Annotated in this window: 23 protein-coding genes and 2 pseudogenes; 8 read left to right on the top strand and 17 right to left on the bottom strand. The window is 61.0% G+C overall.

Translation table 11 applies throughout. The features are described from left to right. Window positions 1-292: pseudogene (locus IVB47_RS04005) on the top strand (acetyl-CoA C-acetyltransferase); the annotation flags it as partial. A 126-nt stretch (window positions 293-418) separates the two neighbouring features. On the opposite strand, the gene IVB47_RS04010 reads toward IVB47_RS04005, so the two are convergent. From IVB47_RS04010 to IVB47_RS04040, 7 genes are all read right to left on the bottom strand, one after another. Beyond that, entirely contained in the window at window positions 419-715 is a 297-nt protein-coding gene (locus tag IVB47_RS04010) for a YciI family protein (RefSeq protein ID WP_247289189.1), read from the bottom strand. 152 nt (window positions 716-867) lie between these two features. Beyond that, a complete protein-coding gene (locus tag IVB47_RS04015) occupies window positions 868-1,878 on the bottom strand; it encodes a nitronate monooxygenase family protein (protein ID WP_027570879.1) in 1,011 nt (336 codons plus the stop codon). 21 nt (window positions 1,879-1,899) lie between these two features. Next, on the bottom strand, window positions 1,900-3,087 hold the full coding sequence (locus tag IVB47_RS04020; RefSeq protein ID WP_247459995.1) for an acetyl-CoA C-acyltransferase: 1,188 nt from the start codon (window positions 3,085-3,087) through the stop codon (window positions 1,900-1,902). A gap of 14 nt (window positions 3,088-3,101) precedes the next feature. Further along, window positions 3,102-4,232 (bottom strand): acyl-CoA dehydrogenase family protein, encoded by a 1,131-nt coding sequence (locus IVB47_RS04025; RefSeq protein WP_247358929.1) that lies wholly within the window; start codon window positions 4,230-4,232, stop codon window positions 3,102-3,104. A 23-nt stretch (window positions 4,233-4,255) separates the two neighbouring features. Then, entirely contained in the window at window positions 4,256-5,437 is a 1,182-nt protein-coding gene (locus IVB47_RS04030; protein ID WP_247459997.1) for an acyl-CoA dehydrogenase family protein, read from the bottom strand. Window positions 5,438-5,447: 10 nt separating this feature from the next. Further along, window positions 5,448-6,185, bottom strand: a complete 738-nt coding sequence (locus IVB47_RS04035; RefSeq protein ID WP_247289184.1) for an SDR family oxidoreductase — start codon at window positions 6,183-6,185, stop codon at window positions 5,448-5,450. Window positions 6,186-6,230: 45 nt separating this feature from the next. Then, window positions 6,231-6,449 carry a hypothetical protein gene (locus tag IVB47_RS04040; protein WP_247459999.1) on the bottom strand — a complete coding sequence of 73 codons (219 nt, stop codon included), beginning with the start codon at window positions 6,447-6,449 and terminating at the stop codon, window positions 6,231-6,233. A 230-nt stretch (window positions 6,450-6,679) separates the two neighbouring features. Here IVB47_RS04040 and IVB47_RS04045 point away from each other — a divergent pair, with 230 nt between their 5' ends. Together IVB47_RS04045 and IVB47_RS04050 are read left to right on the top strand one after the other, a co-directional pair. Continuing rightward, a complete protein-coding gene (locus IVB47_RS04045; RefSeq protein ID WP_247460001.1) occupies window positions 6,680-7,423 on the top strand; it encodes an SDR family NAD(P)-dependent oxidoreductase in 744 nt (247 codons plus the stop codon). Window position 7,424: 1 nt separating this feature from the next. Further along, window positions 7,425-8,102: a glutathione S-transferase family protein gene (locus IVB47_RS04050; protein WP_247460003.1), complete on the top strand. Its 678-nt coding sequence runs from the start codon at window positions 7,425-7,427 to the stop codon at window positions 8,100-8,102. 33 nt (window positions 8,103-8,135) lie between these two features. On the opposite strand, the gene IVB47_RS04055 is transcribed toward IVB47_RS04050, so the two are convergent. Then, on the bottom strand, window positions 8,136-9,335 hold the full coding sequence (locus IVB47_RS04055; RefSeq protein ID WP_247460005.1) for a CaiB/BaiF CoA-transferase family protein: 1,200 nt from the start codon (window positions 9,333-9,335) through the stop codon (window positions 8,136-8,138). A gap of 98 nt (window positions 9,336-9,433) precedes the next feature. Continuing rightward, the gene (locus IVB47_RS04060; RefSeq protein ID WP_247358917.1) at window positions 9,434-10,066 is read right to left on the bottom strand and encodes a 2-hydroxychromene-2-carboxylate isomerase; all 633 of its coding nucleotides are present in this window, start codon (window positions 10,064-10,066) and stop codon (window positions 9,434-9,436) included. A gap of 240 nt (window positions 10,067-10,306) precedes the next feature. Between IVB47_RS04060 and IVB47_RS04065 the strand changes: the two genes are divergently transcribed. Next, a complete protein-coding gene (locus tag IVB47_RS04065; RefSeq protein WP_027570869.1) occupies window positions 10,307-10,819 on the top strand; it encodes a helix-turn-helix domain-containing protein in 513 nt (170 codons plus the stop codon). Window positions 10,820-10,852: 33 nt separating this feature from the next. On the opposite strand, the gene IVB47_RS04070 is transcribed toward IVB47_RS04065, so the two are convergent. From IVB47_RS04070 to IVB47_RS04090, 5 genes and pseudogenes are all read right to left on the bottom strand, one after another. Further along, window positions 10,853-12,655, bottom strand: coding sequence for an AMP-binding protein (locus IVB47_RS04070; RefSeq protein WP_247460007.1), 1,803 nt, complete (start codon window positions 12,653-12,655; stop codon window positions 10,853-10,855). A gap of 52 nt (window positions 12,656-12,707) precedes the next feature. Beyond that, entirely contained in the window at window positions 12,708-13,907 is a 1,200-nt protein-coding gene (locus tag IVB47_RS04075) for an ABC transporter substrate-binding protein (RefSeq protein ID WP_247358909.1), read from the bottom strand. Window positions 13,908-14,336: 429 nt separating this feature from the next. Beyond that, window positions 14,337-14,723, bottom strand: a pseudogene (locus tag IVB47_RS04080) (efflux RND transporter permease subunit); the annotation flags it as partial. Between the two features lie 71 nt (window positions 14,724-14,794). Continuing rightward, window positions 14,795-15,250, bottom strand: a complete 456-nt coding sequence (locus tag IVB47_RS04085; RefSeq protein ID WP_027570865.1) for a nuclear transport factor 2 family protein — start codon at window positions 15,248-15,250, stop codon at window positions 14,795-14,797. Between the two features lie 39 nt (window positions 15,251-15,289). Next, window positions 15,290-16,396 (bottom strand): efflux RND transporter periplasmic adaptor subunit, encoded by a 1,107-nt coding sequence (locus tag IVB47_RS04090; RefSeq protein WP_247460009.1) that lies wholly within the window; start codon window positions 16,394-16,396, stop codon window positions 15,290-15,292. Window positions 16,397-16,481: 85 nt separating this feature from the next. On the opposite strand from IVB47_RS04090, the gene IVB47_RS04095 reads away from it, so the two are divergent. The 3 genes from IVB47_RS04095 to IVB47_RS04100 are packed head-to-tail and all read left to right on the top strand — an operon-like array spanning window position 16,482 to window position 18,257. After that, on the top strand, window positions 16,482-17,060 hold the full coding sequence (locus tag IVB47_RS04095; RefSeq protein WP_247359196.1) for a TetR/AcrR family transcriptional regulator: 579 nt from the start codon (window positions 16,482-16,484) through the stop codon (window positions 17,058-17,060). A 35-nt stretch (window positions 17,061-17,095) separates the two neighbouring features. After that, window positions 17,096-17,443: an iron-containing alcohol dehydrogenase gene (locus tag IVB47_RS35375; RefSeq protein WP_253075188.1), complete on the top strand. Its 348-nt coding sequence runs from the start codon at window positions 17,096-17,098 to the stop codon at window positions 17,441-17,443. Continuing rightward, entirely contained in the window at window positions 17,427-18,257 is an 831-nt protein-coding gene (locus tag IVB47_RS04100; RefSeq protein WP_253075189.1) for an iron-containing alcohol dehydrogenase, read from the top strand. The genes IVB47_RS35375 and IVB47_RS04100 overlap by 17 nt, the downstream gene beginning before the upstream one ends. 908 nt (window positions 18,258-19,165) lie before the next feature. Here IVB47_RS04100 and IVB47_RS04105 read toward each other — a convergent pair. Together IVB47_RS04105 and IVB47_RS04110 are read right to left on the bottom strand one after the other, a co-directional pair. Next, window positions 19,166-19,456 carry a hypothetical protein gene (locus tag IVB47_RS04105; RefSeq protein WP_247460011.1) on the bottom strand — a complete coding sequence of 97 codons (291 nt, stop codon included), beginning with the start codon at window positions 19,454-19,456 and terminating at the stop codon, window positions 19,166-19,168. A gap of 322 nt (window positions 19,457-19,778) precedes the next feature. After that, the gene (locus tag IVB47_RS04110) at window positions 19,779-20,018 is read right to left on the bottom strand and encodes a hypothetical protein (RefSeq protein ID WP_247460013.1); all 240 of its coding nucleotides are present in this window, start codon (window positions 20,016-20,018) and stop codon (window positions 19,779-19,781) included. A gap of 1,040 nt (window positions 20,019-21,058) precedes the next feature. On the opposite strand from IVB47_RS04110, the gene IVB47_RS04115 reads away from it, so the two are divergent. After that, the gene (locus IVB47_RS04115) at window positions 21,059-21,502 is read left to right on the top strand and encodes a hypothetical protein (protein ID WP_247460015.1); all 444 of its coding nucleotides are present in this window, start codon (window positions 21,059-21,061) and stop codon (window positions 21,500-21,502) included. A gap of 264 nt (window positions 21,503-21,766) precedes the next feature. On the opposite strand, the gene IVB47_RS04120 is transcribed toward IVB47_RS04115, so the two are convergent. Next, a complete protein-coding gene (locus IVB47_RS04120) occupies window positions 21,767-21,937 on the bottom strand; it encodes a hypothetical protein (RefSeq protein WP_247460017.1) in 171 nt (56 codons plus the stop codon). Between the last annotated feature and the right edge of the window lie 971 nt (window positions 21,938-22,908).

Raw genomic sequence — 22,908 nt, forward strand, 5'->3', positions numbered from 1 at the left:
GCTCGACAAGGTCGGCTGGAGTGTCGGCGATGTCGACCTGTTCGAGATCAACGAGGCCTTTGCCGTGGTCGCGATGGCGGCACAGAAAGACCTCGGCATTCCCAGGGAGAAGCTGAACGTCAACGGCGGCGCCTGCGCGCTCGGTCATCCCATCGGCGCTACCGGTGCGCGGCTGATCGTCACATTGTTGCATGCCCTCGAGGCCCAAAATCTCAAGCGGGGCGTGGCTGCGCTCTGCATTGGAGGCGGTGAAGCGACCGCAATCGCCATCGAGCGAGTGATACACCGCTAGCACGTCAATCTGCAACCGGACCGTTTTGGTTTCCGGGCGCACCGGCCATGCCGATTGCTGAATCCTGCGCGCCGGGCGCGGCAGATGCGCCCGGTTGAAGCGGTCGAATTGGACGAGGCGAGGATCTCAGCCGCGCGCCTTCAGATGCAGCATCGGGTGATGCTCGTAGTGGCCGGCGCCATTCTTCACGATGGGGTCTTCCGAGGTGATCACCTCGATGTCGAGATCATCCGCGATCTGGTAGAGCGACACGCCATAACCGCCACGCGGGTCCATGACGGGACCGTGCGCGACGATCTGCCCCTTTGCGAGCAGATCATCCAGGAACGCACCGTGCTGCTTCATCAACTGTTTCTCATCGGCGTTCATGGTCACCAGGAAATCCGCCCGGGGCGGAAGGTACTTGCAGAGGTAGTACTTCATCGGTCGCTCCTCGGTGAACACGGCTTTCTACCTTGCATGTCGGCCTGGCTGGCGCCCCTCGATTTGAGAAATCAATCGGCGACGCCCATCTGCTGCTGAATGCGATCGGCGAGTATTGATCCTTGCACTGAAGGTTCTCTCACAAGGTCTTGTCAAGCAACGGCTCGCGTGGCCGCATTGTCGACAGTACCGTCAAGGAAGCCGGTCAGCCGCTGCCGGATGATCTGTTCGGCTTCCGTCATGATGCGATCAATAAGCTCCTTCACCGTCGGGATATCGTGGATCAGTCCGACCACCATGCCGCAGCTCCAGGCGCCGGCGTCCATCTCGCCGTCAACCATCACCCTGGGGTAGACGCCCGCCACCTGCTCGTGGATGTCCTCGATCTTGAGGCTCGCCCCCTTCTCCCGCTCCACTTCGAGCAATTGATCGACGCCCTTGTTCTTCAGCACGCGCTCGGTGTTGCGCAGCGCACGCATCACCAGCACGGTGTCGAGTTCGGTGGCTTTGACCAGAGCCTGCTTGACGTTGGCATGGACGGGCGCTTCCTTGGTGGCGACGAAGCGGGTGCCCATGTTCATGCCAGCGGCGCCCATCGACAGCGCGGCAACAAGGCTGCGTGCGTCCGCCATGCCACCCGAGGCCACGAACGGAATCTTCAGTTCATCCGCCGCGCGCGGCAGCAGGATCATGTTCGGGATATCGTCCTCGCCGGGATGACCGCCGCATTCGAAGCCGTCGACGCTGACGGCGTCGCAACCGATCTTCTCGGCTTTCAGCGAATGCCGCACCGAGGTGCATTTGTGGATCACCTTAATGCCAGCCGCCTTCAGCGCGGGCATGTACGCTTCCGGGCTGCGGCCGGCGGTCTCCACGGCCTTGACGCCGCCCTCCTTGATGGCGGCGATATATTCGGGATACGGCGGTGCAGTGAAGCTCGGCAGGAAGGTCAGGTTTACACCGAACGGCTTGTCGGTCATGTCACGGCAGCGTGCGATTTCCTTCGCCAGCAGCTCCGGCGTCCGCTGTGTGAGGCCGGTGATGATGCCGAGACCGCCGGCGTTCGATACCGCGGCGGCAAGCTCCGCAAAGCCGACATAATGCATGCCGCCTTGGATGATCGGATGCTGGATACCGAACAGTTCGGTGATTGCTGTCTTCACGTGCGCTTCTCCGCTTTCCGATCAGTTGACAATTTCGAACAGGCCGGCTGCGCCCATGCCGCCGCCGATGCACATGGTCACCACGCCGTATTTCGCCTTGCGCCGGCGCCCCTCGATCAGGATGTGACCGACAAGCCGGCTGCCCGTCATGCCGTAGGGATGGCCGATCGCGATCGAACCGCCATTGACGTTCAGTTTGTCCGGATCGATGCCGAGCTTGTCGCGGCAGTAGATCACCTGGACCGCATAGGCTTCGTTCAGCTCCCAGAGATCAATGTCGTCGATCTTCAGGCCGTGCCGCTTGAGAAGGCGCGGGATCGCCGCGACCGGACCGATGCCCATTTCGTCCGGCTCGACACCGGCGGCGACGAAGCCACGGAAGATGCCGAGCGGCTTCAGGCCCTTCTTCGCAGCGATCTTGTCGCTCATGACCACGCACGCCGATGCGCCATCGGAGAGCTGGCTGGCGTTGCCGGCCGTGATGGTCTTGCCTTCGAACACCGGCTTGATCTTCGCCAGTCCTTCCGCCGTGGTCTCGGGGCGCGGACCTTCATCCTTCGACAGCGTCACCTGCTGATAGGTGACCTCCTTGGTGTCCTTGTTGACGACGGCCATCCTGGTCGTGATCGGGACGATCTCGTCATTGAAGCGGCCCGCCTGCACCGCCGCACCGATGCGGCGCTGACATTCGAGGCTGTATTCGTCCTGCCGGTCGCGGCCAATCTTGTAACGCTCGGCGACGATTTCTGCGGTGTCGAGCATCGACATGTACATCTCCGGCTTCATCGCCATCAGCTCGTCGTCGACCGCATGGAATCTGTTCATGTGCTCGTTTTGCACCAGGCTGATCGATTCGATGCCGCCTCCGATTGCGACCTCGACGCCATCAAGCATGATCGAGCGTGCCGCGACCGCGATCGCCTGCAGGCCGGAGGCACACTGCCGATCGATCGTGGTGCCGGCAACGGTGACTGGCAGGCCGGCCCGGATCGCCCCCTTGCGTGCGACGTTCATCACCATGGTGCCCTGCTGCATCGCGCAACCGATCACCACATCTTCGACCTCGCCCGGATCAATGCCCGCGCGCCTCACCGCTTCGGCCATCACATGGCCGGCCATGGTCGGACCTTCGGTGTTGTTCAGCGCACCGCGAAAGGCCTTGCCGACGCCGGTGCGTGCGGTGGAAACGATAACTGCCTCTGTCGTCATGCTTGCCTCTTTTGCTATGCAGCCGCGTCGAGCTGCACGTAACGCAGCAGGTGGTGAGCGGGATCGCCAAACTGGATGTTGATGGAGGAGATTCGCTTGAAGTAATGGCCGACGTTCAATTCGTCGGTCATGCCCATGCCGCCGTGCAGCTGAACCGCCTGGTCGGCGATGAACTTGCCGGCATAGCCGACCTTCGACTTGGCGCCGGAGGCGAGGCGCGAGATACCGCTCTCGCCGGCACCGAGGCTAAGATTGAGATGCTGCATCAGGGAAAGCGCCTCCTGATGGGCAATGAACATGTCGACCATCCGGTGTTGCAGCACCTGGAAGCTGCCAATGGTGACGCCGAACTGCTTTCTCGCCTTGGCGTACTCCAGCGTCGCTGAGTTCAACTCGGCCATGGCGCCGACCGCCTCGGCACAGAGCGCGCCAATGGCCCGGTCCCGGCAGGCTTCCAGCAGGGCGACGCCCTCCCCCTCGCTGCCGAGCAACTCGCCGCGAACATCCCGTAAGGTGATTTCCGCGGCGCGGCGGCCGTCGATGGTCTTGAAGCTGCGCAGATCCAGATTGGCCGTCCTGGCATCGACGACGAACAGGCTGACGCCGGAGCGATCGTCGTGCTTGCCCTTGGTGCGGGCGGAGACGATGAAATAGTCCGCCCATGGCGCGGCGACGACGGCGGTCTTCTCACCAGTGAGCATGTAATCGCTGCCGTTGAGCCGCGCCGTGGTCGCGACATTGGCGAGGTCGAAGCGCGAGGCTTTTTCGGTCCAGGCCAGCGCCCAGATCTTCTGTCCGGCGATGATATCGGGAATCAAAGCCTGCTTCTGCTCATCGGTGCCCGCATGTTCGATCAAGCCGCCGGCTAGCACGACCGTTTCGACGTACGGCTCCACGACGAGGTGACGGCCGAACTCCTGGGCAACGATCATGGTGGAGAGCGGGCCGCCACCAAGGCCGCCGCTCTCCTCGGAGAACGGCGCGGCGAGCAGGCCGAGCTCCGCAAAGGCATCCCACTGCCTGCGGCTCCAGCCGTCGTCGCTGGCGACGGCCTTGCGGCGCGCCTCAAAACTGTACTGGTCGCGCAGCATGCGCTGCACGCTGGAGCGCAGCAGTTCCTGCTCTTCCGTGAACTGGATGTCCATCCGATCCTCTTGTTGCGCTGTTGCTAGAGACCGAGCACCGCTTTGGCGATGATGTTGCGCTGGATTTCGTTCGATCCGCCGTAGATGCTGAGCTTGCGCGCGTTCAGGTACTTTTCCGTCGCGGTGTGGCCGTAATCGGGACCCGGCATGAACTGGTTTGCGCTTAAAGATTGCTCGCGAAGCGCCAGCCCGTAATTTCCGATGGCGCGATGCGTCAGCTCGGTAATGCCCTGAAATATCTCGGTGCCGCGGATCTTGAAGAGCGAAGCCGCAGGACCCGGATCGATGCCGCGCGCCATCTGCGCAACGACCCGCAGCTCGGTGGCCTCGAGCGCAAGCACGTCGAGCTCGATCCGCCCGATTTCCTTGCAAAATTCGAGATGCGCCGGATCATCCGCGGGGATCTCCGCCTTCACGATCTTCTTCAACCGGTCGAGATAGCGCGTCGACCGGCCAATTCCGGCCATGCTGGTGCGCTCATTGCCCAGCAGGAATTTTGCGTAGGTCCAGCCCTTGTTCTCCTCGCCGATCAGGTTCTCGACGGGGACGTGGACGTCCTCGAGAAAGACGTCGTTGACCTCGTGCGATCCGTCGATTGTGATAATCGGACGCACGGTGACGCCGGGCGACTTCATGTCGATCAGGAGGAACGAGATTCCGGCCTGAGGCTTTGCGCCCGGATCGGTACGCACCAAGCAGAAGATCCAGTCGGCATGCTGCGCCAACGTCGTCCAGGTCTTGTGGCCGTTGACGATGTAGTGGTCGCCGTCGCGCACGGCCTTAGTCCGGACGGTGGCGAGGTCCGAGCCCGAGCCCGGCTCTGAATAGCCCTGGCACCACCAATCTTCACCCGAAAGAATCCGCGGCAAGAATTTCTGTTTTTGCGCGTCGTTGCCGAAGGTGTAGATGACCGGACCCACCATGGTCACGCTGAACGCCAGCGGCGGCAGCGTCCCGGCCCGGCTGGTTTCCTGCTCGAAGATGAAACGCCGGGTGATCGACCAGCCGGGTCCGCCATATTCTTTGGGCCAGAGCGGCGCGATCCAGCCCTTCTTGTAGAGAATGCAGTGCCAGAGCAACGATTGCTCTTTGGTCAGGTCGGTCTCCGGATTGGGGACCCGCATTTCCTTCGGATAGTTTTCGGAAATGAAAGCGCGCACCTCATCACGGAAGGACGCGTCTTCGGGGGACAGTGCGAGTTCCATCCTGAGCGTCCTACCACTTCTCACCGAAGGGGCGGATTTCCAGCTCGAAGGTCCAAGCGCTCTTCGGCTGCTGGTAGAGCTGCCAGTAGGACGTCGCGACCGAGGCCGGCGGCATCAGCAGATCCGGATCGTCGAGCGCACCGGGCCCGAGCGCTTCCAGGCGCCGCTGACGGACCCACTCGGTGTCGACGCCGGAATCGATAATCAGGTGGGCGACGTGGATATTCTTCGGGCCCAGCTCACGTGCCATCGCCTGCGCCACAGCGCGCAGTCCGAATTTGGCGCTGGCAAAGGCAGCATAGCCGCTGCCGCCGCGCAACGAAGCGGTCGCACCCGTGAAGAAGATGTTGCCCTGGCCGCGCGGCAGCATCAGCCGGGCCGCCTCGCGCCCCGCAAGGAAGCCGGAGTAGCAGGCCATCTCCCAGACCTTGCGGAAAACGCGCTCGGTCGTTTCGAGGATCGGGAAGTTGACGTTGGCGCCAATGTTGAAGATGCAGACATCCAGGGGCGCGTGCTTGTCGGCGTCGTTCAGGAAGGAGATGATCTCCTCCTCCTTGCGCGCGTCGAGCGAACGTGCGTGAATCTCGCCGCCGGCGGCCTCGATCTCCTTGACCAGCGGCGCCAGCTTGTCGCCATTGCGGCGGCCGGCGAAGACAGTAAAGCCCTCGGAGGCAAACTTCTTGGCAATCTCGCCGCCGATGAAATCGCCCGCGCCGATCACGGCGACGGTTGCATTTCTCTTTTTCAAGGAACTTCTCCCGGTTAAGCTAGGCGCGCTGTATGCGAAGCTGTTCTATCGGTCCTGGAACGTGGACCACGTTTTTGAGCCAGACCAGAACGATGAGGATTTCGCCATCGCGCTGATCGAGGCTACCATGGCCGCGGCGCAGTCCTCGAGCGGCCCGATCTGGTCCAGCGCTTTGGCAAGATGGCGACCTGTCGATTGGTCGATGCGGCCAGCAAACCGAAAAGCAATTTGATCGAGACCGAGTGCTTGCGACAGCTTCGCCACGACTAACCGCCTCCCGACTGAAGAACATCGGCGCCTTTTTGAGCATTGCGCCTCGCGATGAAACATGCGTTCTTTTTTAGAACTCGTCAATCGCTATTTTGTTGTCACAGTCGGATCAAGAAATGGCAAGTTCGCTGCCCTATGCAGAGACTATCGAGAACCCTGTTTACAACGCGCCTTCCAGGCGATACCGATAGCGTATCAAATAAGAACTTATGGGAGAAGCGAGCATGGGAGAGAGGCGCGGAGTCGCGATGCTGGTCGGCGCGGGCGATGCCATCGGCGCTGCCGTTGCGCGGCGGTTTGCCAGCGGTGGCTACACCGTTTGCATCTGCAGGCGCGATGCAGCCAAGTCCCAGGCGCTTGTCGATGAACTCAGGGGGAAAGGCCACAGCATTCACGCCTTCAGCGTCGACGCCCGCCAGGAAGCGGAAGTGCAGAAGCTGTTCGCGGACGTCGAACGCGATATCGGCCCGATCGAGATCTGCCTGTTCAATGCCGGTTCGAACGTCAACAAGCCCCTGCTGGAGACTACCGAAAAGCTCTTCTTCAAGGCTTGGGAGTTGGCCTGCTACGCCGGCTTCCTGGTGGGGCGCGAAGCGGCGCGCGTCATGCTGTCCCGCGGACGCGGCACCATCTTTTTTACCGGTGCGACCGCAAGCATCCGCGGCAGCAAGGGGTTTGCTGCGTTTGCATCGGCCAAATTCGGTCTCCGCGCGCTGGCCCAGGCCATGGCGCGCGAGCTCGGGCCTGAGAATATTCACGTCGTCCATCTCATCATCGACGCCGGCGTCGATAGCGAAGCCATCCATCAGCGCATGAAGGCGGCCAGGGGGATCGAGGCCAGCGAGATCCCGCCTGACAGCCTGACCAAGACCTCCTCGATTGCCGAAGCGTATTGGTTTGCCCATCAGCAAAGCCGCGACGGCTGGACCCATGAACTCGATCTTCGACCCGCTGTAGAGAAATGGTGACATGAGCGACAATCCAGACCTCACTTTGTGGGGCGTCGGGACAAGCCGCACCGTTAGGCCGCACTGGGCGATGCACGAGCTCGCTCTGGCTTATACGATCAAACCGATCGGCCCACGGACCGGCGAGACCAAGACCGCCGAATATACCAAGCTCAATCCGCGCCAGAAGATTCCGCTGCTGCAGGACGGCGACTTCCGCATTGGCGAGAGCGCCGCGATCGTCGCTTACCTGTCGCGCATGTACTCTACGCCCGAGCGTGCATTGATCCCTGAATCCACCCGCGACTATGCAGCGTGGCTGGAATGGTGCTTCTTCATCGTCACCGAGCTCGACTCGACCAGCCTGTACGTGATGCGCCGTCACAGCGCCGATGCGCTCGGCCCGATCTACGGCATCGCGCCGGAGGTCGTAGCTCAAGCCGCCCAATACTTTCGAGCGCAGCTGCGCCATGTCGAGGTCGCGCTGGCCGACGGCCGACATTTTATCATGGGCGAGCGATTCAGCAGCGCCGATATCCTGCTGACGACGTGCCTGGACTGGGCGGTCGCCTACGGTGTCGGCATTTGCGACAATGCGCAGCCCTATCTCGACCGTATGCGAAGCCGGGAGGCTTACCAGCGCGCGGCTGCGGCGAATGCTCCGCGCGCGCCAATTACACCGGCGCCTGCCAAGGCCTGAGAACCGTTCGCCGGTCGCGCGAAGCGCTTCGGTCTACATGGCCACGCGCAACGTGCGTGCAGCGACCATATCGTCGATCGCGCCGTCATCGTAGCCAAGTTCGCGCAGCACCTCGCGCGAGTGCTCCCCGACACGGGGGGCTGGTCCGCCGATGGCAGCCTGGTTGATCTCGAAGCGGGCCGCGGGCTTAGGCTGGCGCACAAGGCCGACCTTCGGCTGATGGAATTCCGCGATGATCCCGCGCGCCACCACCTGCTCATTGTGGATGATTTCGCCCCGCCGCAGGATCGGCGCGCAAGGGACATCCGCGGCATCCAGACGCTCCAGCCATTCGGCGGTCGTGTGCTGACCGATATACTCCGCCATCTTGTTGATGCGCGCCGTGGCGTTGACGGAACGCGCCGACGGGGTCGCGAACCTGGGATCGTTGGCAAGCTCGGGATCGCCGGACGCGCGGCAGAAGCCCTGCCATTCGGAATCGGAGATGGTGCCGGCCGTGATGTAGCCGTCGCTCGTCTTGAACACGAGATCGGGCCGGTCATTCGGATCGGCAGCCGCGGCTTCGGCTCCGACCACCGTGTACTGCATCATGCCTTCCGGCCAGAGGTAGGAAATCATCGCGTCCAGCATTGCGACCTGGATATGATCCCCCTGCCCGGTCTTCTCACGCGCGTAGAGCGCGGCCGCCACCGCCTGCGCGGTGAACACGGCGGTGGTCTTGTCGCACACGATGGTGCGGATCATCTGCGGGCGATTGGTGACCGGCTGCGACTGGATATCGGCAAAGCCCGACAGGCCCTGAATGATTGGATCGTAGACGCGCTTCTTCACATAGGGTCCGGTCTCGCCGACGCCGCTGATCGAGACGTAGATCAGGCGCGGATGACGCCGGCGCAGCTCTTCGACGCCGAGGCCGAGGCGCTCCATGGTGCCGGGCCGGAAGTTCTGCACCAGGACATCGGCCTGCGCGACCAGTTTGGCCAGCACCTCACGCCCGGCCGCGCTCTTGACGTCGATCGAGAGCGAACGCTTGCCGCGGTTTGACGAAATGAACAGCGCGGAGAACTCGCCGTCCTTGTCGATGGTGGCCCGGCTGCGACGGGTGATATCGCCGCCGATCGGCTCGATCTTGAGCACGTCGGCACCCTGATCCGCCAGAAACATCGTCGCAAACGGGCCCGACACCACACCGGTCAGATCGAGGACACGAACGCCGTCAAGCGGACCAGCCATTGCACTCTCCCTGGATTTTTTTCTGCCAACCGGCTGAAGGTAAACTCTTGCTTGGTGTCAGCCCTTCGCCTCAACACGCACGGACCGCAAGTTGATAACTAGCCGGTCTTGGAAACGGGCTGCCGGGTCTGTTCGACGATCGATTCCTCGACGTCCCGGAGTTGATCCTTGCCAAAAAACATCTCCTTGCCGACGAAGAATGTCGGCGAGCCGAAGGCACCGCGGGCGACGGCGTCATTGGTCAAGTCGATCAGCCTCTTCTTGACGTCATCCTGCTGCGCGCGCGCAATCAGCCTGTCGATGTCGATCCCCGAGGAGGCAAATGCGGCCCGGAACACTTCGGGATCATCCATCTTCTTGGGCTCCTCCCACATGTGATGGTAGGCGGCGCGGAAATAGGGTTCGAACACGCCTTCGAACTGGGCCGCGACGGCGCCGCGCATCAACATCAAAGTGTTGACTGGAAAGAAGGAGTTCTGGCGGAATTGTGTGATGTTGTGGCGCCGGATGAACCGCTGCGTCTCGAGCGCCTGGTATTCCGGCTTGTTCTTGATCCCGCGAAGCGAGTCGAACGGGGACATGTTGCCGGTCGCCTTGTAGATCCCGCCGAGCAGGACCGGGACGTACTCGAATTTTACGCCGGTCCGCCGCTCGATCCCGGGGATGGCAACCTCCGCCAAATACGCGTTCGGGCTGCCGAAATCGAACTGGAATTCAACCTTGAGGGTCATGACCGCTTTCTCCCGCAGAGCGTATTGGATGGTCAGGGACCGGCGATCCAATCGCATGGCTTGCTTGTTCTCACTTCTATAGTTCTAAAATCGAACTGTCAAATTTGGCGGGAGTTGTACTGGTTTGACCGGTTCATCGGGGTATTGTTTGGAATTCAGTACCTATCTAGAATGCTAGGGAGATGCGGCGGCCCTGGCGGCGAATCGAGCGGGTCTCGCCGGGATGACTGGAGAATACGGATGAAGTGGAAAGAACTGGAGGAAGAGCCGTGTTCGATGGCCCGGACCATCGGCGTGATCGGCGACCGCTGGACGCTTCTGATCCTGCGCGAATGCTTTCTGCGCACACGGCGCTTCGAAGGATTCCAGTCGGCGCTTGGAATTACCCGCCATCTCCTCGCCGAACGGCTGAAGAAGCTGGTTCGGCTGGGCATTCTGCGCCGCATTCCCTACCAGGAAGCGCCCAAGCGACACGAATATATCCTGACCCAGAAGGGCCTCGATCTCTATCCGATCATGATGGCGCTCGTGCATTGGGGCGATACTCACATGGTCGACGAGCGCGGCCGGCCGCTGTTGCACCAGCACCGCAAGTGCGGCAAGGACTTCGACCCGGTCATGGTGTGCTCTGAATGCGGCGAGCCGCTCCTGGCCAGGGAGGTTCATACCCATCCAGGGCCAGGCGCCCAAGGCCCGCGGACGATGGAGGCACCTGGCAAGACGAAGGCAAAGGCCCGCCGCAGCGCGGCTTGAGCCGGCCACCGGCGTCAGGCATTGAACGCATCCTCAGACTCGAATCACGGTTGCGTCAGGTTCGTTGCAGTGAAGACGGTCCGTTTGTTCAGCCCGGTGCTTGAGCACAGCACGTTGATTGACATAGGCCTTGTCGGTGATTTCTCCCGCGGCCAATGAGGGCGGATCCTTCAGCAGGGTGAACGAGCAGATTTTTTCGCTGCTTCCGACAGCCTCATTATATTCCTGCAAACGATGTCTCAGGAATTCGATTACCTTGGAGTCGCAAGTCAAATCCGCAGCCGGCGCGTTCGAAATCCGAGCCGCCTCGGTCGGATTCAGCCAGCACAGCAGCGCGCAGGCTTCACGGTTTTCTCCCGCAACGACGATGTCCAGCAGTACGCCGCGCGTGGCGGCCAGAATGGCGGCACGCATCGCTCCGATCGCAACCCAGGTGCCGTTCGCGAGCTTGAAGTTCTCGGAAATTCTGCCCGTGAAACGCAGACCGAGCTCCGGCTTCTCGGGATCGATAAACGACACGGTGTCGCCGATGCGATAGAACCCCTCCTCGTCGAAGGCCTTCTCGGTCAGATCGGCCCTGCCGAGGTAACCGGGGGTAACGTTGGGGCCTTTCACCCTGGCCTCGTACGTGTCGGAAACAGGGATCAGTTTCAGCTGCACACCCGGCGCCGGAAGACCAATCTCGCCCGGCCGATCCGTTGCCCAATGCGTCGTGCTGATTGTCGGCGCCGTTTCAGTCGTCCCATAGCCCGACATCACCGGAATCCGCCGGCCTGTGATCGATGATGTCAGCCGATAGAGTTTTTCAAGCGTGCCTTGCGAAATTGCAGCCCCGGCGTAGCTCAATCGATCCAGCCGCTTGAAGATGCTCGCGCCGAGGGCGGCATCGTTCTCGATGGCATCACACAACAGGTTATAGCCGGCGGGCACATTGAACATCGCCGTCGGAGAGATCTCCTTGAGGTTCGCCACCGACTTGTGAAAGAGCTGAGGCAGCGGGCGGCCGTCATCGATGTAGAGCGTCCCGCCGTTCTTGAGAATGCCGTGAAGAATGACGTTGCTGCCCATCGTATGGTGCCACGGCAGCCACTCGACCTGGACCGGCGCCTCCGGAGGCGACACCAGCAGGCTTCCCATTTGCAGGGAGCTCGCCATCATGCGGTGCGTGTTCAGCACACCCTTTGGCAATCCGGTCGAACCGGACGTGAAGAGAATCTTCGCAACGGCGTCGCTGGAGATTGCACCCGACGCACGCGTGAATCCTTCGCAGCCCGTTCGATCCGTCAGGACACGGAAGGGCGTCGTGTCCGGCGCGCCATCGACGCTGATCCAGACAGAGTCCGCCAACTCGGGAACGGAGCGAGCCACGGAAAAATCGCGTCCACTCTGAACGAAAACGAAGTTCGGACGCAGCACCTGCGCGATGTCCTTGAGGCGCGCAAGGCCGCCGGGCATCAGAGTGTAGTTCGGCGATATCGGCGCCAGAATGACGCCTATCGACATCGCAGCAAAGGAGATCACCGCGTTCTCGATGGAGTTGCCCGAAAGCACGGCCAGCCTGTCAGCCGGCTTTGCGCCCAGGTCGATCAGACTCTGGCCGACCGCCTGCACCTGCGACCATGCTTCGCCATAGGTGATCTCGTCCCATCCCCCTTTGGCATTGCGCTGTGCGAGGAATATTCGCTGCGGAGCCGCGGCTGCCCAGCGCGGCAGAAAATCGGTGACGCGCCAGTCGCATGGCCCCAATTCGAGCGGCGACCTCAATACGAGCGTGCCGTCGATCCGGCGCTCGACGGAGAGCTCCCTTGGCGCAAACGTCAATGGCTTCGTCGACATCGAAAACGATCTCCTGAATTACCGCGGATGGATGGAACGGGCTGCGCCAGAGTCACTCGGACCTGGCGTCCAGGACTTCTCCGAAGGCTTGCCACGTCGTGCCGGTCCAGCGCTGCAGCCGCATCTGCGTCCAGATCATGTTCTCGGTCTCGCTGGTGTTGACCTTGATCCCGGGCAGCACGGTCGGAACGACGACGTCTTTCAGGTTCTTCGCCTGCGCCAGAATATTCTTCCGGGACAGATCATCACCGCATTGCTTGAGGATTTGCTCGAGCAGGACGCCTTGCTGATAACCGGTCAGATAGCTGCCGTTGGTGATATCGGCGCCCTGCAGATACTTGTCGAAAAATGCCCGGTAAGCCCGCATGCCCGGATCGTCCTTCCATGTCTCGTCCAGGACATCCTTGTTGGTCGTGCCGACCATCACGCCGACCGATTTGTCGAGCCCGGCCGGTGCAAGCGTGCCTCCGACCGATCCGGACGGGAAATTGATGATCACGGTCGCCTTCCAGCCGATCACTGAAGCCTGCCGGATGGCCTGTGCCGCGAACTTCGGCGTCCCGGCGATCACCAGGGCCTCGGCTCCCGAGCTCTTCAGATTGGTAATTTGCGAATCAATGGTCGGTTCGGTGACCTCGTAGGACGCACTGACGACCTTGCGATCGAAATCCTTGCCGAGAAACGCCTTGAAGGCAGCGACGTAATCTTTGCCGAGATCGTCGTTCTGATAGAGGATGGCATACTTGGCGTTCGGCAGCGTCTTCGTCAGGTATTTGGCGTAGATTCTTCCTTCCGTGTCGTAGCTGACAAGGCCCGTGGTGATCAGGGGGTAATTGGCGACGTCCGTGAACTTGGATGAGCCACTGACGATCGCGACACTCGGTACCCCCTTGGCCCTCAGGTATTTTGCAGTGGCCGAGATGCCGGGCGTGCCGAGCTGGCCGAACATGAACGACACTTCGTCGCTCTCAACGAGCTTGCGGACGTGCTCCACCGCCTTGGGAGGACTATATCCGTCGTCATAGGCGATGTAGTTGATCTTGCGTCCGTTGACGCCGCCACGGTCGTTCAAGGCCTGGATGTAGGCCATGAGCCCCTTGCCCACGAGACCGATCGATGATGCCGGTCCGCTGAAGGGGAAAACTCCGCCGATCTTGATCTCAGTGGCAGTGATTCCCGGCTCGTCGGCGCCGAATGCGGGGCCGCTCAGGAATAGAGCCAGAGCCGCGACGATCTTCCATCTCACCAGCATTGCGTCCTCCCAAACTTGCACCCCTTTTCGGGTGTGCGGCTTTGTTTTGTTGCGCCTGTGGCGGCTCGTCGCGCCCTTTGCGAAGAGGCATCGCGCAGAACAGGTCCAGCCGTAAATCCGGCACGTCGCGGCCGTTGCGTTCGGCCATCTCGTGCGCAGCCTACAGTTCTTTTTTTGAACTCGTCAAGCGATTAGATGCTCACGTGCCGTGACTTTGACGACGGGCCCGCTCTCGTACTTGGAAATAGTTTGGTCTAAATCCCGCGCATAAGGGTGCGTTTTCGGCTATTCCAGGACAGGATCGCTGGCGCATTTCCATGCTGCTGTACACATTCTTTTTTTGAACTATAAGGTCGGCGCGAGGCCACGCAGTGCCTGGCTTATCTAACCAGACACCCACGGCGCAGCAGGGATAGATTTCGCCGAGCCCTACTCGGCGGCGATTGCTGTTCGCAATTCTGCATCCTTCGCCGAACGCTCGTAGAGCTCGTCCGGGGCCGGCTTGATGCGAAACCAGGCCACATAAAGCGCAGGAAGGAACAGCAGGATCAGGACCGTGCCGACTGCCGTGCCGCCAATCAGCGTGTAGGCCATCGATCCCCTGAACACGGAATGCGTCAGAGGAATGAAGGCCAGCACGGCGGCAAGTGCGGTCAGGATCACCGGCCTGGTGCGTTGCACGGTGGCTTCGATGACGGCTTGATAGTCATCGAGGCCGGCAGAACGATTCTCCTTGATCTGTTCGGTCAGGATCAGGGTGTTACGCATCAGGATGCCTGCCAGTCCGATCAGGCCAAGAATGGCGTTGAACCCGAACGCAGGATGATGAAGAACAGGGTGACGGCCCGTTCGCGAACGGCGATCGCGGAAAGATTGAGGTTCATCTGCTAACTTATAATTGGCTGGGCGGCAGCTTCCTTGAGGCCAGCTGCCGCTTGCGCGGCAAGCCCGCGCGCGGCTTCCTGTGAATCTTGAAATTCCTCGAGTGCATGGACTCTGCCCCACCGCAGGGTGAACACGTGGAGACCGCGGTTAACGTACGAGCCGTCGCCGTCGAGCAGCGTTGCGGTGCCGTCCCACTCGACAAACACGGTGGTGTTCCAGGGCCAGCCCTTCACCCAGACGTTGTTGACCTTGATTTGGAGCGTGGGCAGGACGCGTCCGAGCCGCTCGAACCAGCGGCGCAGGGCCGCTTTGTCGTGGCGCTCCCCGCCCAGCGCGTGATTGCCGGAAACACGGTGATGGATGTGCGGCGCGACCGCCTTCACCGCTTCATCCCAGCGATGGTTGTTGACATGGTCGAAGGTCTTTCGGATCTCCTGCTCGACGATGTAGCTGTACATGTGCTTCTCCAGCGGCTGGCGCGGAACGATTGAGACTCTTCAGTTGCTCCGGCTTTCAGCGGCGGTCCTGACACGAGCGCCCTCCTGCAGGAGGTGAGCGCCGAGCGAAACAATCGCATCACCAGAATTCAAGCCGGAGATCACGGCGGTTTCGTCGGTCACCCGAACAAGCTTGATCGGCCGAAAGCGTACGGTTGAGGTGGCGCTGTCGAGGATCCAAACTCCGGTCTTGCGGCCATCATCGAGCACTGCTCCGAGCGCCACCTGAACTTGCGGCTCGCTCGTCTGGCTCGGCAGCCGAATGGTCACCGTCGCGCCAAGTGGTGCGGCCGCGGCTTCACCGTCCAGGACAGATCGGGCTTCATAGGTTCGGGTCTGGGCATCGGCGGCGTCGGACAATTGCCGCAAACGCGCCGTATAGCGCCACTCTTCGGCTGCTCCGTACACGCTGGCCTCGGCCACGGAGTCGATTGCCGGCCGGATTGTTTCAGGGAGCGCGACCACCGCCTCGCGAGGACCGGCCTTGGCAATCCGAACAACCGTCTGGCCGGCCGAGACGACCTGCCCGGGCTCGCCAAGCGTTTCGACCACCGTTCCGTCCGCGTCCGCGACCAGGATCGAGTACGTCGCCTCGTTCTCGGCAACCCGTGCATCGGCTTCAGCGCTCGCAAGCTGCGCCTCGGCCGTATCCAGCGCGGCCTTGGCTTGCTCGTAGCGCTGTCGGGAAGCCCAGCCGTTGCTCACCAACTTGGCGTATCGCTGTTCGTCCGCTTCGGTATGCACGACGGACGCGCGCGCGGCAGCAACGGCGTTGCGCTTCGCCGTGACCGCAAGACGAAGGTCGGTTTCGTCGATCCGCATCAGCGGCTGACCGGCTTTGACCTGCTCACCGGTATTCACAAGCCGCTCCACGATATTGCCGGGAACGCGAAAACCGAGGCTGCTCTGCACCCGCGCCCCGATGATGCCGGTGAAGCCACGCTCCGATCCGGTCACCCGCGCCGCAGCCGCGATCCTGACGATCGGGGCTCCTTGCCTCGGATCGCTCACGGCCGAGGCTGCCGGCGGGCGAAGCGCACCGAATGCGGCCACCGCGCATCCCGCGATCAGGACGCTGCCCAGCACGATCATCGGTCGCTTTTTCATAACATCGCCTCATGCCAGATAGATTGCGTTCGAGCTCTATATCGGATAATAGATGTCGAACGCAATCTAAATGGGGAGACCAATGATGCGAGTGAGTCGCATTCAGGCTGAGGAAAACCGGCAAAACGTCATCAATGTCGCAAGCCGCCTGTTTCGGTCGCGGGGATTTGACGGCATCGGCCTCAAGGACCTGATGGAAGCTGCCGGGCTGACCCAAGGCGCATTCTACAAGCAGTTTGAGTCAAAGGAGGACCTGGCCGCACAGGCGTCGGCGCGCGCGCTGGAGAGCGCCACGCTTCGATGGTCGACCGCCATCGCCGCGAACCCTGAGGATCCCCTTGGGGCGGTGATGGGGTTCTATCTCAGGACGGGCCATCGCGACGAAAAGATGGACGGTTGCCCGATCGTGGCGCTCGGCTCGGATGTGGCCAGACAGAGCAGCGAGGTGAAAGCGTCGTTCGAAGGCGGGATCAAAGCGCATATCGAAATCCTCAGCCGCCTGATTGCCGAAACGAGCGACGAGGAATCCAGGAGCAAAGCCATGGCCATTCTTTCGACGATGGTCGGGGCGTTGACACTCTCACGCGTCGTCAACGATCCCGATCTCGCTCAGGCCTTTCTGGAAACGGCGTCGCGACAGATTCGCGACACTGTCGCCGCTTGAGGATCGGTGCTTGATAACTCACAGGGAGAACGCAAATGCGCAAAGCAGGGATACACAATTTTCCGGCAATCGATCGTGTCGTTTACGGCAAAGCTGCGTCTGACGCCTTGAACGATGAAGCGGTGCGGCTGGATGCCAAGCGCGTCTTCCTGATCGTCAGCCGCACCTTGAACACCAAGACCGACGAGATCGAGAAGATCCGGCGCGCGCTCGGCGAAAGACATGTCGCGACATTCGATGGAATTGCAGAGCACACCACGCGCAAGCAAGCTGCCGACGTTGCCCGTCAAGCCAAAGACGCCGGAGCCGACCTGGTCGCCGCCGTCGGCGGCGGCTCGGCGATCGACCTCGCCCAAGATCGTCATCATGGCGATGGAACATGACATCACCGACGAAGCGGGCTTCGATCCCTTCCCGATGGGCCTTGGGGTCACCGTCTCTCCGTTCCGATCGCCAAAGGTCAGACAGATCGCGGTGCCATCCACGCTGAATGGCGGCGAATACAATGCAGCCGCGCTCGTCACCGATGAACGCAACAGGCTGAAGCAGATTTTCTTTCATCCCCGGATGATGCCGGTGGCTATCATTCTCGACCCCGCGCTCACCGTTCATACGCCTTCCAAGCTCTGGATGGGGTCGGGAACGCGCTCGATGGACCACGGCATCGAAGCCTTGTGCTCACCCGCTGGCACGCCGCTCGCCGACGAGGTCGTCCTGGCCGGCATTCGCACCCTGCGTGAGGGAATGCTGCGAACCTTGCAGCAACCTGATGATCTGGAGGCGCGCCGACTGTCTCAATACGGCGCGTGGCTCGCCGCTTTCGGCCTCCAGGCGCGGGTGCCGATGGGAGCCAGCCACGGCATCGGCCATGTGCTTGGCGGTACCTTCGGTGTTCCGCACTACTATTGCACACCAGTCATCATGCCGAGCCTGCTTCGTTACAACAAGCCGTTCACCGAGGATGCGCAACAGCGCCTGGCGACGGCCCTTGGCGAGCCGGGCATGGAAGCCGCCGCCGCCTTCGCGCAATTCACCAAGAAACTTGGATTGCCTGGCCGTCTTGCCGACGTCGGGATCGGCGAAGACAAGTTCGATCAGATCAGCAAGATTGCGATCAATCATCGCTTCGTCCAAGCCAATCCGCGGCCATTCAAGAGCGAAGCCGAGATCGTCGATCTGTTGCGAATGGCCGCCTAGCCGAATTCGCACAGGAAAATCCAGCCGCGACCATCAGCTCCGTTTGCCGAACTGTGGTCCGTAGGAAAGCGACTCGAACCCGACCCGAACAATCTCGTTTTCGTTCTGCAGCAAGCGATATCCTGCGGCGACGGGCAGAACGGATCGTCCGTTTTGCCCGCTCCAGTATCCTATACTACGATGAGCACGTCATCGATCTGTCCATTGGATCCGCGTGCCGAGTCGAATGGGTGACGGTATGGAAACAAGGGAAAGCCAACGGCAAGCTGGCCGCGTCCGCCCACACAAAGAACCTCGCACAAAGCGCACTTTGTTCTGGGCGTTGAAATGAAAAGAACCCGCATCAGCAGGATCTTGAATGGTGGGCGCACCAGGGCTCGAACCTGGGACCCGCTGATTAAGAGTCTCATCTTTTACGAGTGCAAACAGCTACTTAGCTGTAAAATGATCGCTGAATGAGCCTATATAGATCAACAGGTTACACGTGAATTGTAAATCGCACGCGCAACCCGCGAGCCCTGCGTCCCGAACGTAAGTAGCATTCGAAAAAATCAACAAAAAACAATCAAGCTCCGACTATTTTTTGCCGTCGCATTGACGCTCGCCGCAACCGCTGCTCAGGCGCAATATCTCAGCGGCACCGGCTCGAATCCAAGCACGCACACGTCGTCGGGTTACACCAACACCCGTGGCACTTCTGTGCAGCCTTACGTCGCGACGAATCCGAACAGCACCCAGCGAGACAACTTCACATCCACGGGCAACGTCAATCCTTCCACCGGATCCGTCGGCACGCATCGTCCGCGATATTGATCGCAGAGGATGGCAACCCTGCTTACCCTGATCTGGTGGCTTTACGGCTTCCGACTATGGAAGCGATCTCGCCGCGAAGGTAACTTCGCGCTGATCTAAAAGACGGCGTGGACCGAATGCGTCGCGCCTTGATGCTTCCGCGCCTTGTCCAAACCCACACCGGGCAGTAGCTCGCGAGCGCCTGGAGCTACTAGCAATCCAGTCCAGCGGGCGGTCTCGGCGCGACAATTTGCTGGCGTTTCGAGCAGCGCAGCCTGCTCCAGTGGCAGCGTGCTCTCCTGGGCCTGCTCCAAGCAGAGCCGCTCGAAGGTCTTGAGCTCGTCGATGATGCGGTGATGCTGCTCCATGGGCGCGCCGATCAGACTCCAGAGGTCGCCGCCCGTCAACGGTCGATTAGCTCACGCCGCGCAGCAACTTGCTCAGTTGGTAGTTTTGATCGCGCGGTTATCCTTGATTTGCTCGATGTATTCGTTTGCGAGATCAAGAAGGCGTTGAGCCGTAACCTGATCACCGTTTTGGCGTGCGAGCCTTCGGCATTGCTCCACCTTCCCAAGCATCTGAAAATGTAGCTGCGCTTGGTCGTCAAATGTTTCCACCATGCCCGGTGTATTACACCGACGACGAGCAGCGCGCATCCAAGTATATGCCAGTAAGGCTACGGTCTAGCGTCCCCCGCAGGAATGAAGGAGGCCGCCCGCCGCGGCGGCCCTAATGGACGCCGACCTGCTTTATTTCGAATTGAAGCACCACCCGGAGCATCGGGCCAGAGTCGTCCCGCACCTCAATCGAGAGTATGCGGACAATCGAACCCGGGAGGACAACCTTGGCAAAATCCGCCATCGCCGCTGAGGCTGCGACCTTGACCTCGGCTAGGGTCGCGATCTCCACTCCGATGTAGTCCGGGATGAATGTCTCGTTGTCCCGCGTGTCGAAATAGTAGAGCGGCATTCCTCCGAACCCGACCCAAGACGAAGCGTCCCTAATCGGCCAATGTCGCACCCAACCGAGGCAAACAGGGAAAGGCCGCAGGGTGGTTCCAGCCGGTAAAACTACCGGACTCATTGTCGTTAAAGGGCGGACATGGCACGGCTCGCTCTCCAGCCCCCAATGCTCCCGGCAGCCGATTCAATCGCGGATCTGAGCGCCGGGAACGGCCCGCTCAGCGTGAACCACCTGGGCGATCAGCCGCGAACCATCTCGCGCCGCATTGCTTGATCTTGCTGAGAACCATTTCCGGCCTATGTCCACACCGATGACAGCCGCTTCCGTCCGCATCCGCAAGCACGAAGCTGTGCCCCAAACCGGCAGCTACGAAGTCTGCTTCGCGGATGGTCGGCCGAGCGTTTATTTCTACTGGGACGATGTCCCGGGGCGGCGGCTTGCGCCGAACCTGTTGACCGGCGCAGAAGCGCTTGAGCAGGCCCGGGCACTCGCAAGGGCCGAACTCGCCGGGTAATAAAAGACGAACGACGCAAAGTCGTCCGATTGAAAAATTTAGAGTGACGGAATTTAAGGAACGCTAAGCGCGGGCGGACATTTGAGTCATCGCCGGCTCACCGTGTGAGCTGGCGGAGCGGTCCCGGCCTACCGTCCCCTCCAGCCCCCAAGCCGGGGCCGTCTCTCCGCCAACCAAGTCCCACCAGCGTGAACCGCCGGGCCGCTACGAGCCCAGGGGCGCGAAGCCATTTCGTCCCCCGGCGAAATCTTCTTGAAACATAGCAGGTCAAAGCTGGCGGTATTAAATACAGGGATATCACATGCTAGTCCTAATTAACCTGATTTGGCGCCGGTTGGCCTACACGATACTGATCGGCAAGCGCCCTGAGCTCGTCCGGCAGGTAGAGTGAAGCGGCTTTCGTGAGGAGCCCACGACCATGCCCAAAGAGATCGCCATAGCGCTCTGGTCCTTGGCAGTTGCCTGCGTGGTCGCATTCAGCATGGCAGCGCTGGTTGCGCCTCACTAGAAGAGAGAGAGAAGGCCCGCGAGCGTGAACCTCGGCAGAAGGCTAGTCGGCCGGGCCGCCTACTCTCGCTTCGGCTTCTCCTACAAGAGTTTCCTGCAGCCGGAGCACCGAAAGATAGCAATCGGTCCATCCGACGAACCAACCGCTCCCTATGAACAACATCAGCCTGTCGCACGCTTCACAGATCGGCAGCTGCTTGGTTTCTTCTTTGGCCATTCCGCGCAACGCGGGATAGCGAACGAGGTTTCTAACATTCTGCAAGCTCAGGATGCGAGATATCCGGAACCCTTTGCTGAAGCAAAGCCATCGATACCGCCATGGAACGGCGCAGCATTTCTCGCTTCAGATAAACGCCTCGAATTCCTTTTTGGTGACCATGAGACAGGCCCATTCGCCCTCCTCTTCGCAACGGTGCCAACGCCGCGCCGCGCGCTCGAGTCTTGGTTAAGTGAACCGACACTGATTTAGGAACGCCACTGCTTCACAAGTACTTCTGCCGGTATGCAGGCTGAAAGATATCAAGCTCCATCCCAAACCAGATACGTCGTGATCACTGTCCTGATCGCCGCCTATTACTTTTCGTCCCGCTACGAACGCCGATCGTTCAGGAGGTAACATTTTGGCTGCGTTGCTGGAACTGCGCAGCCTGCGGCCGTAGTCGGCATTCGCTGGTGAACGATACATTCTCAGGGGTCGCAATTTGGATGTAGGGGTATGTATAGTGATGTGCTCTTAGACCGATTGAGGCAGATCGAACGCGAGGTTGTCGAGGGGGAGCGGCAGCTTGCGGCGCAAGAGGCGCGTATCGTTGAACTGAAGCGACAAAATCAGGACATGACCACTGCTCAAACCGAGCTTGCGACGCTGCGCAGCGGTCAACGCCGTCGTGAGCAAGACCGACAACGTCTCCTCTCTCATCTCAACCTAGTGCCAAATCATTGAACCCCGAGGAGGGCGGTAAGAGCGCTGGCAGGTAAAGAAACAGTTGGACGCTCACAAGAAGCTGATCCGCTTGTCGCCGTCCTGGCCGGCCGAGCGTAAATCCCATTCGTCAGCAGGGCGGCAGGGACGATTCATTGCGCGCGCATCACTCAGGGAGGACGGTACTGGCAAGCCCTGAGTTTGCCAGCTGATGTTCAACGTTTTGCAGGCGGGCCGCTCTTGTTACCCGGAAGTCCCTTAATGCCGCTCGGATCCTGCTGTTGCACAGTTGAGTCACCTGCTGAGCCAACAGTACCTTGACCAGGGGGCGGTCCGCTCTTACCACCGGGCGCTCCGCTGACGCCGGCACCTGAGTTTTGCGCGCTAGTGGCAGTTGCGGCACCACCGACGCCAGGCTGGCCAGGCGGGTGCGCTGCAGCCCCAGGTGCCTCTTGGCTGCCGACGTTTCCGGAGGCGCCTGAGTTATGTGTCTTGACGCCCTTGTCTGCCTCATTTTGCAGATTCTGGTTAGGGGTCGCTTGCTGGGCCAGGAGCGGGGCTGCGGCAAAGGCACAAGCGACGAGTACGGCTGCGGCCGATAATCTCTTCATGGGCTTCCTCCATTGTTATCCTGCCTGACAACCCGCAGCTGGCTCAACATTTCCCGCTAAGGGCAAATAAGCCGGCTCTTCCCCGCGGCGCAGCTTCAACGCCTTCCAGCACACGATTCAGGACGTTGTTGGCGATGATTGAGGTCCTAAGAGAAGGACGCACCTGCCACAAGACATTCGTTCGATGACGGGGTCTAGTGCGCGACCCGAACGCGACGCCGCTGCCGATGACTTAGCCAGCATTCGTGCCGAACTCTCGGAAGATCTAATTGTATCGGTCGAAGATGCCGCGCCTCTGGGCCGCGTCATCTGCGAGTTTGTCCCATTCGGCTGCGAGACGGA

Source organism: Bradyrhizobium sp. 62, from assembly GCF_023073035.1.
GTDB lineage: Bacteria > Pseudomonadota > Alphaproteobacteria > Rhizobiales > Xanthobacteraceae > Bradyrhizobium.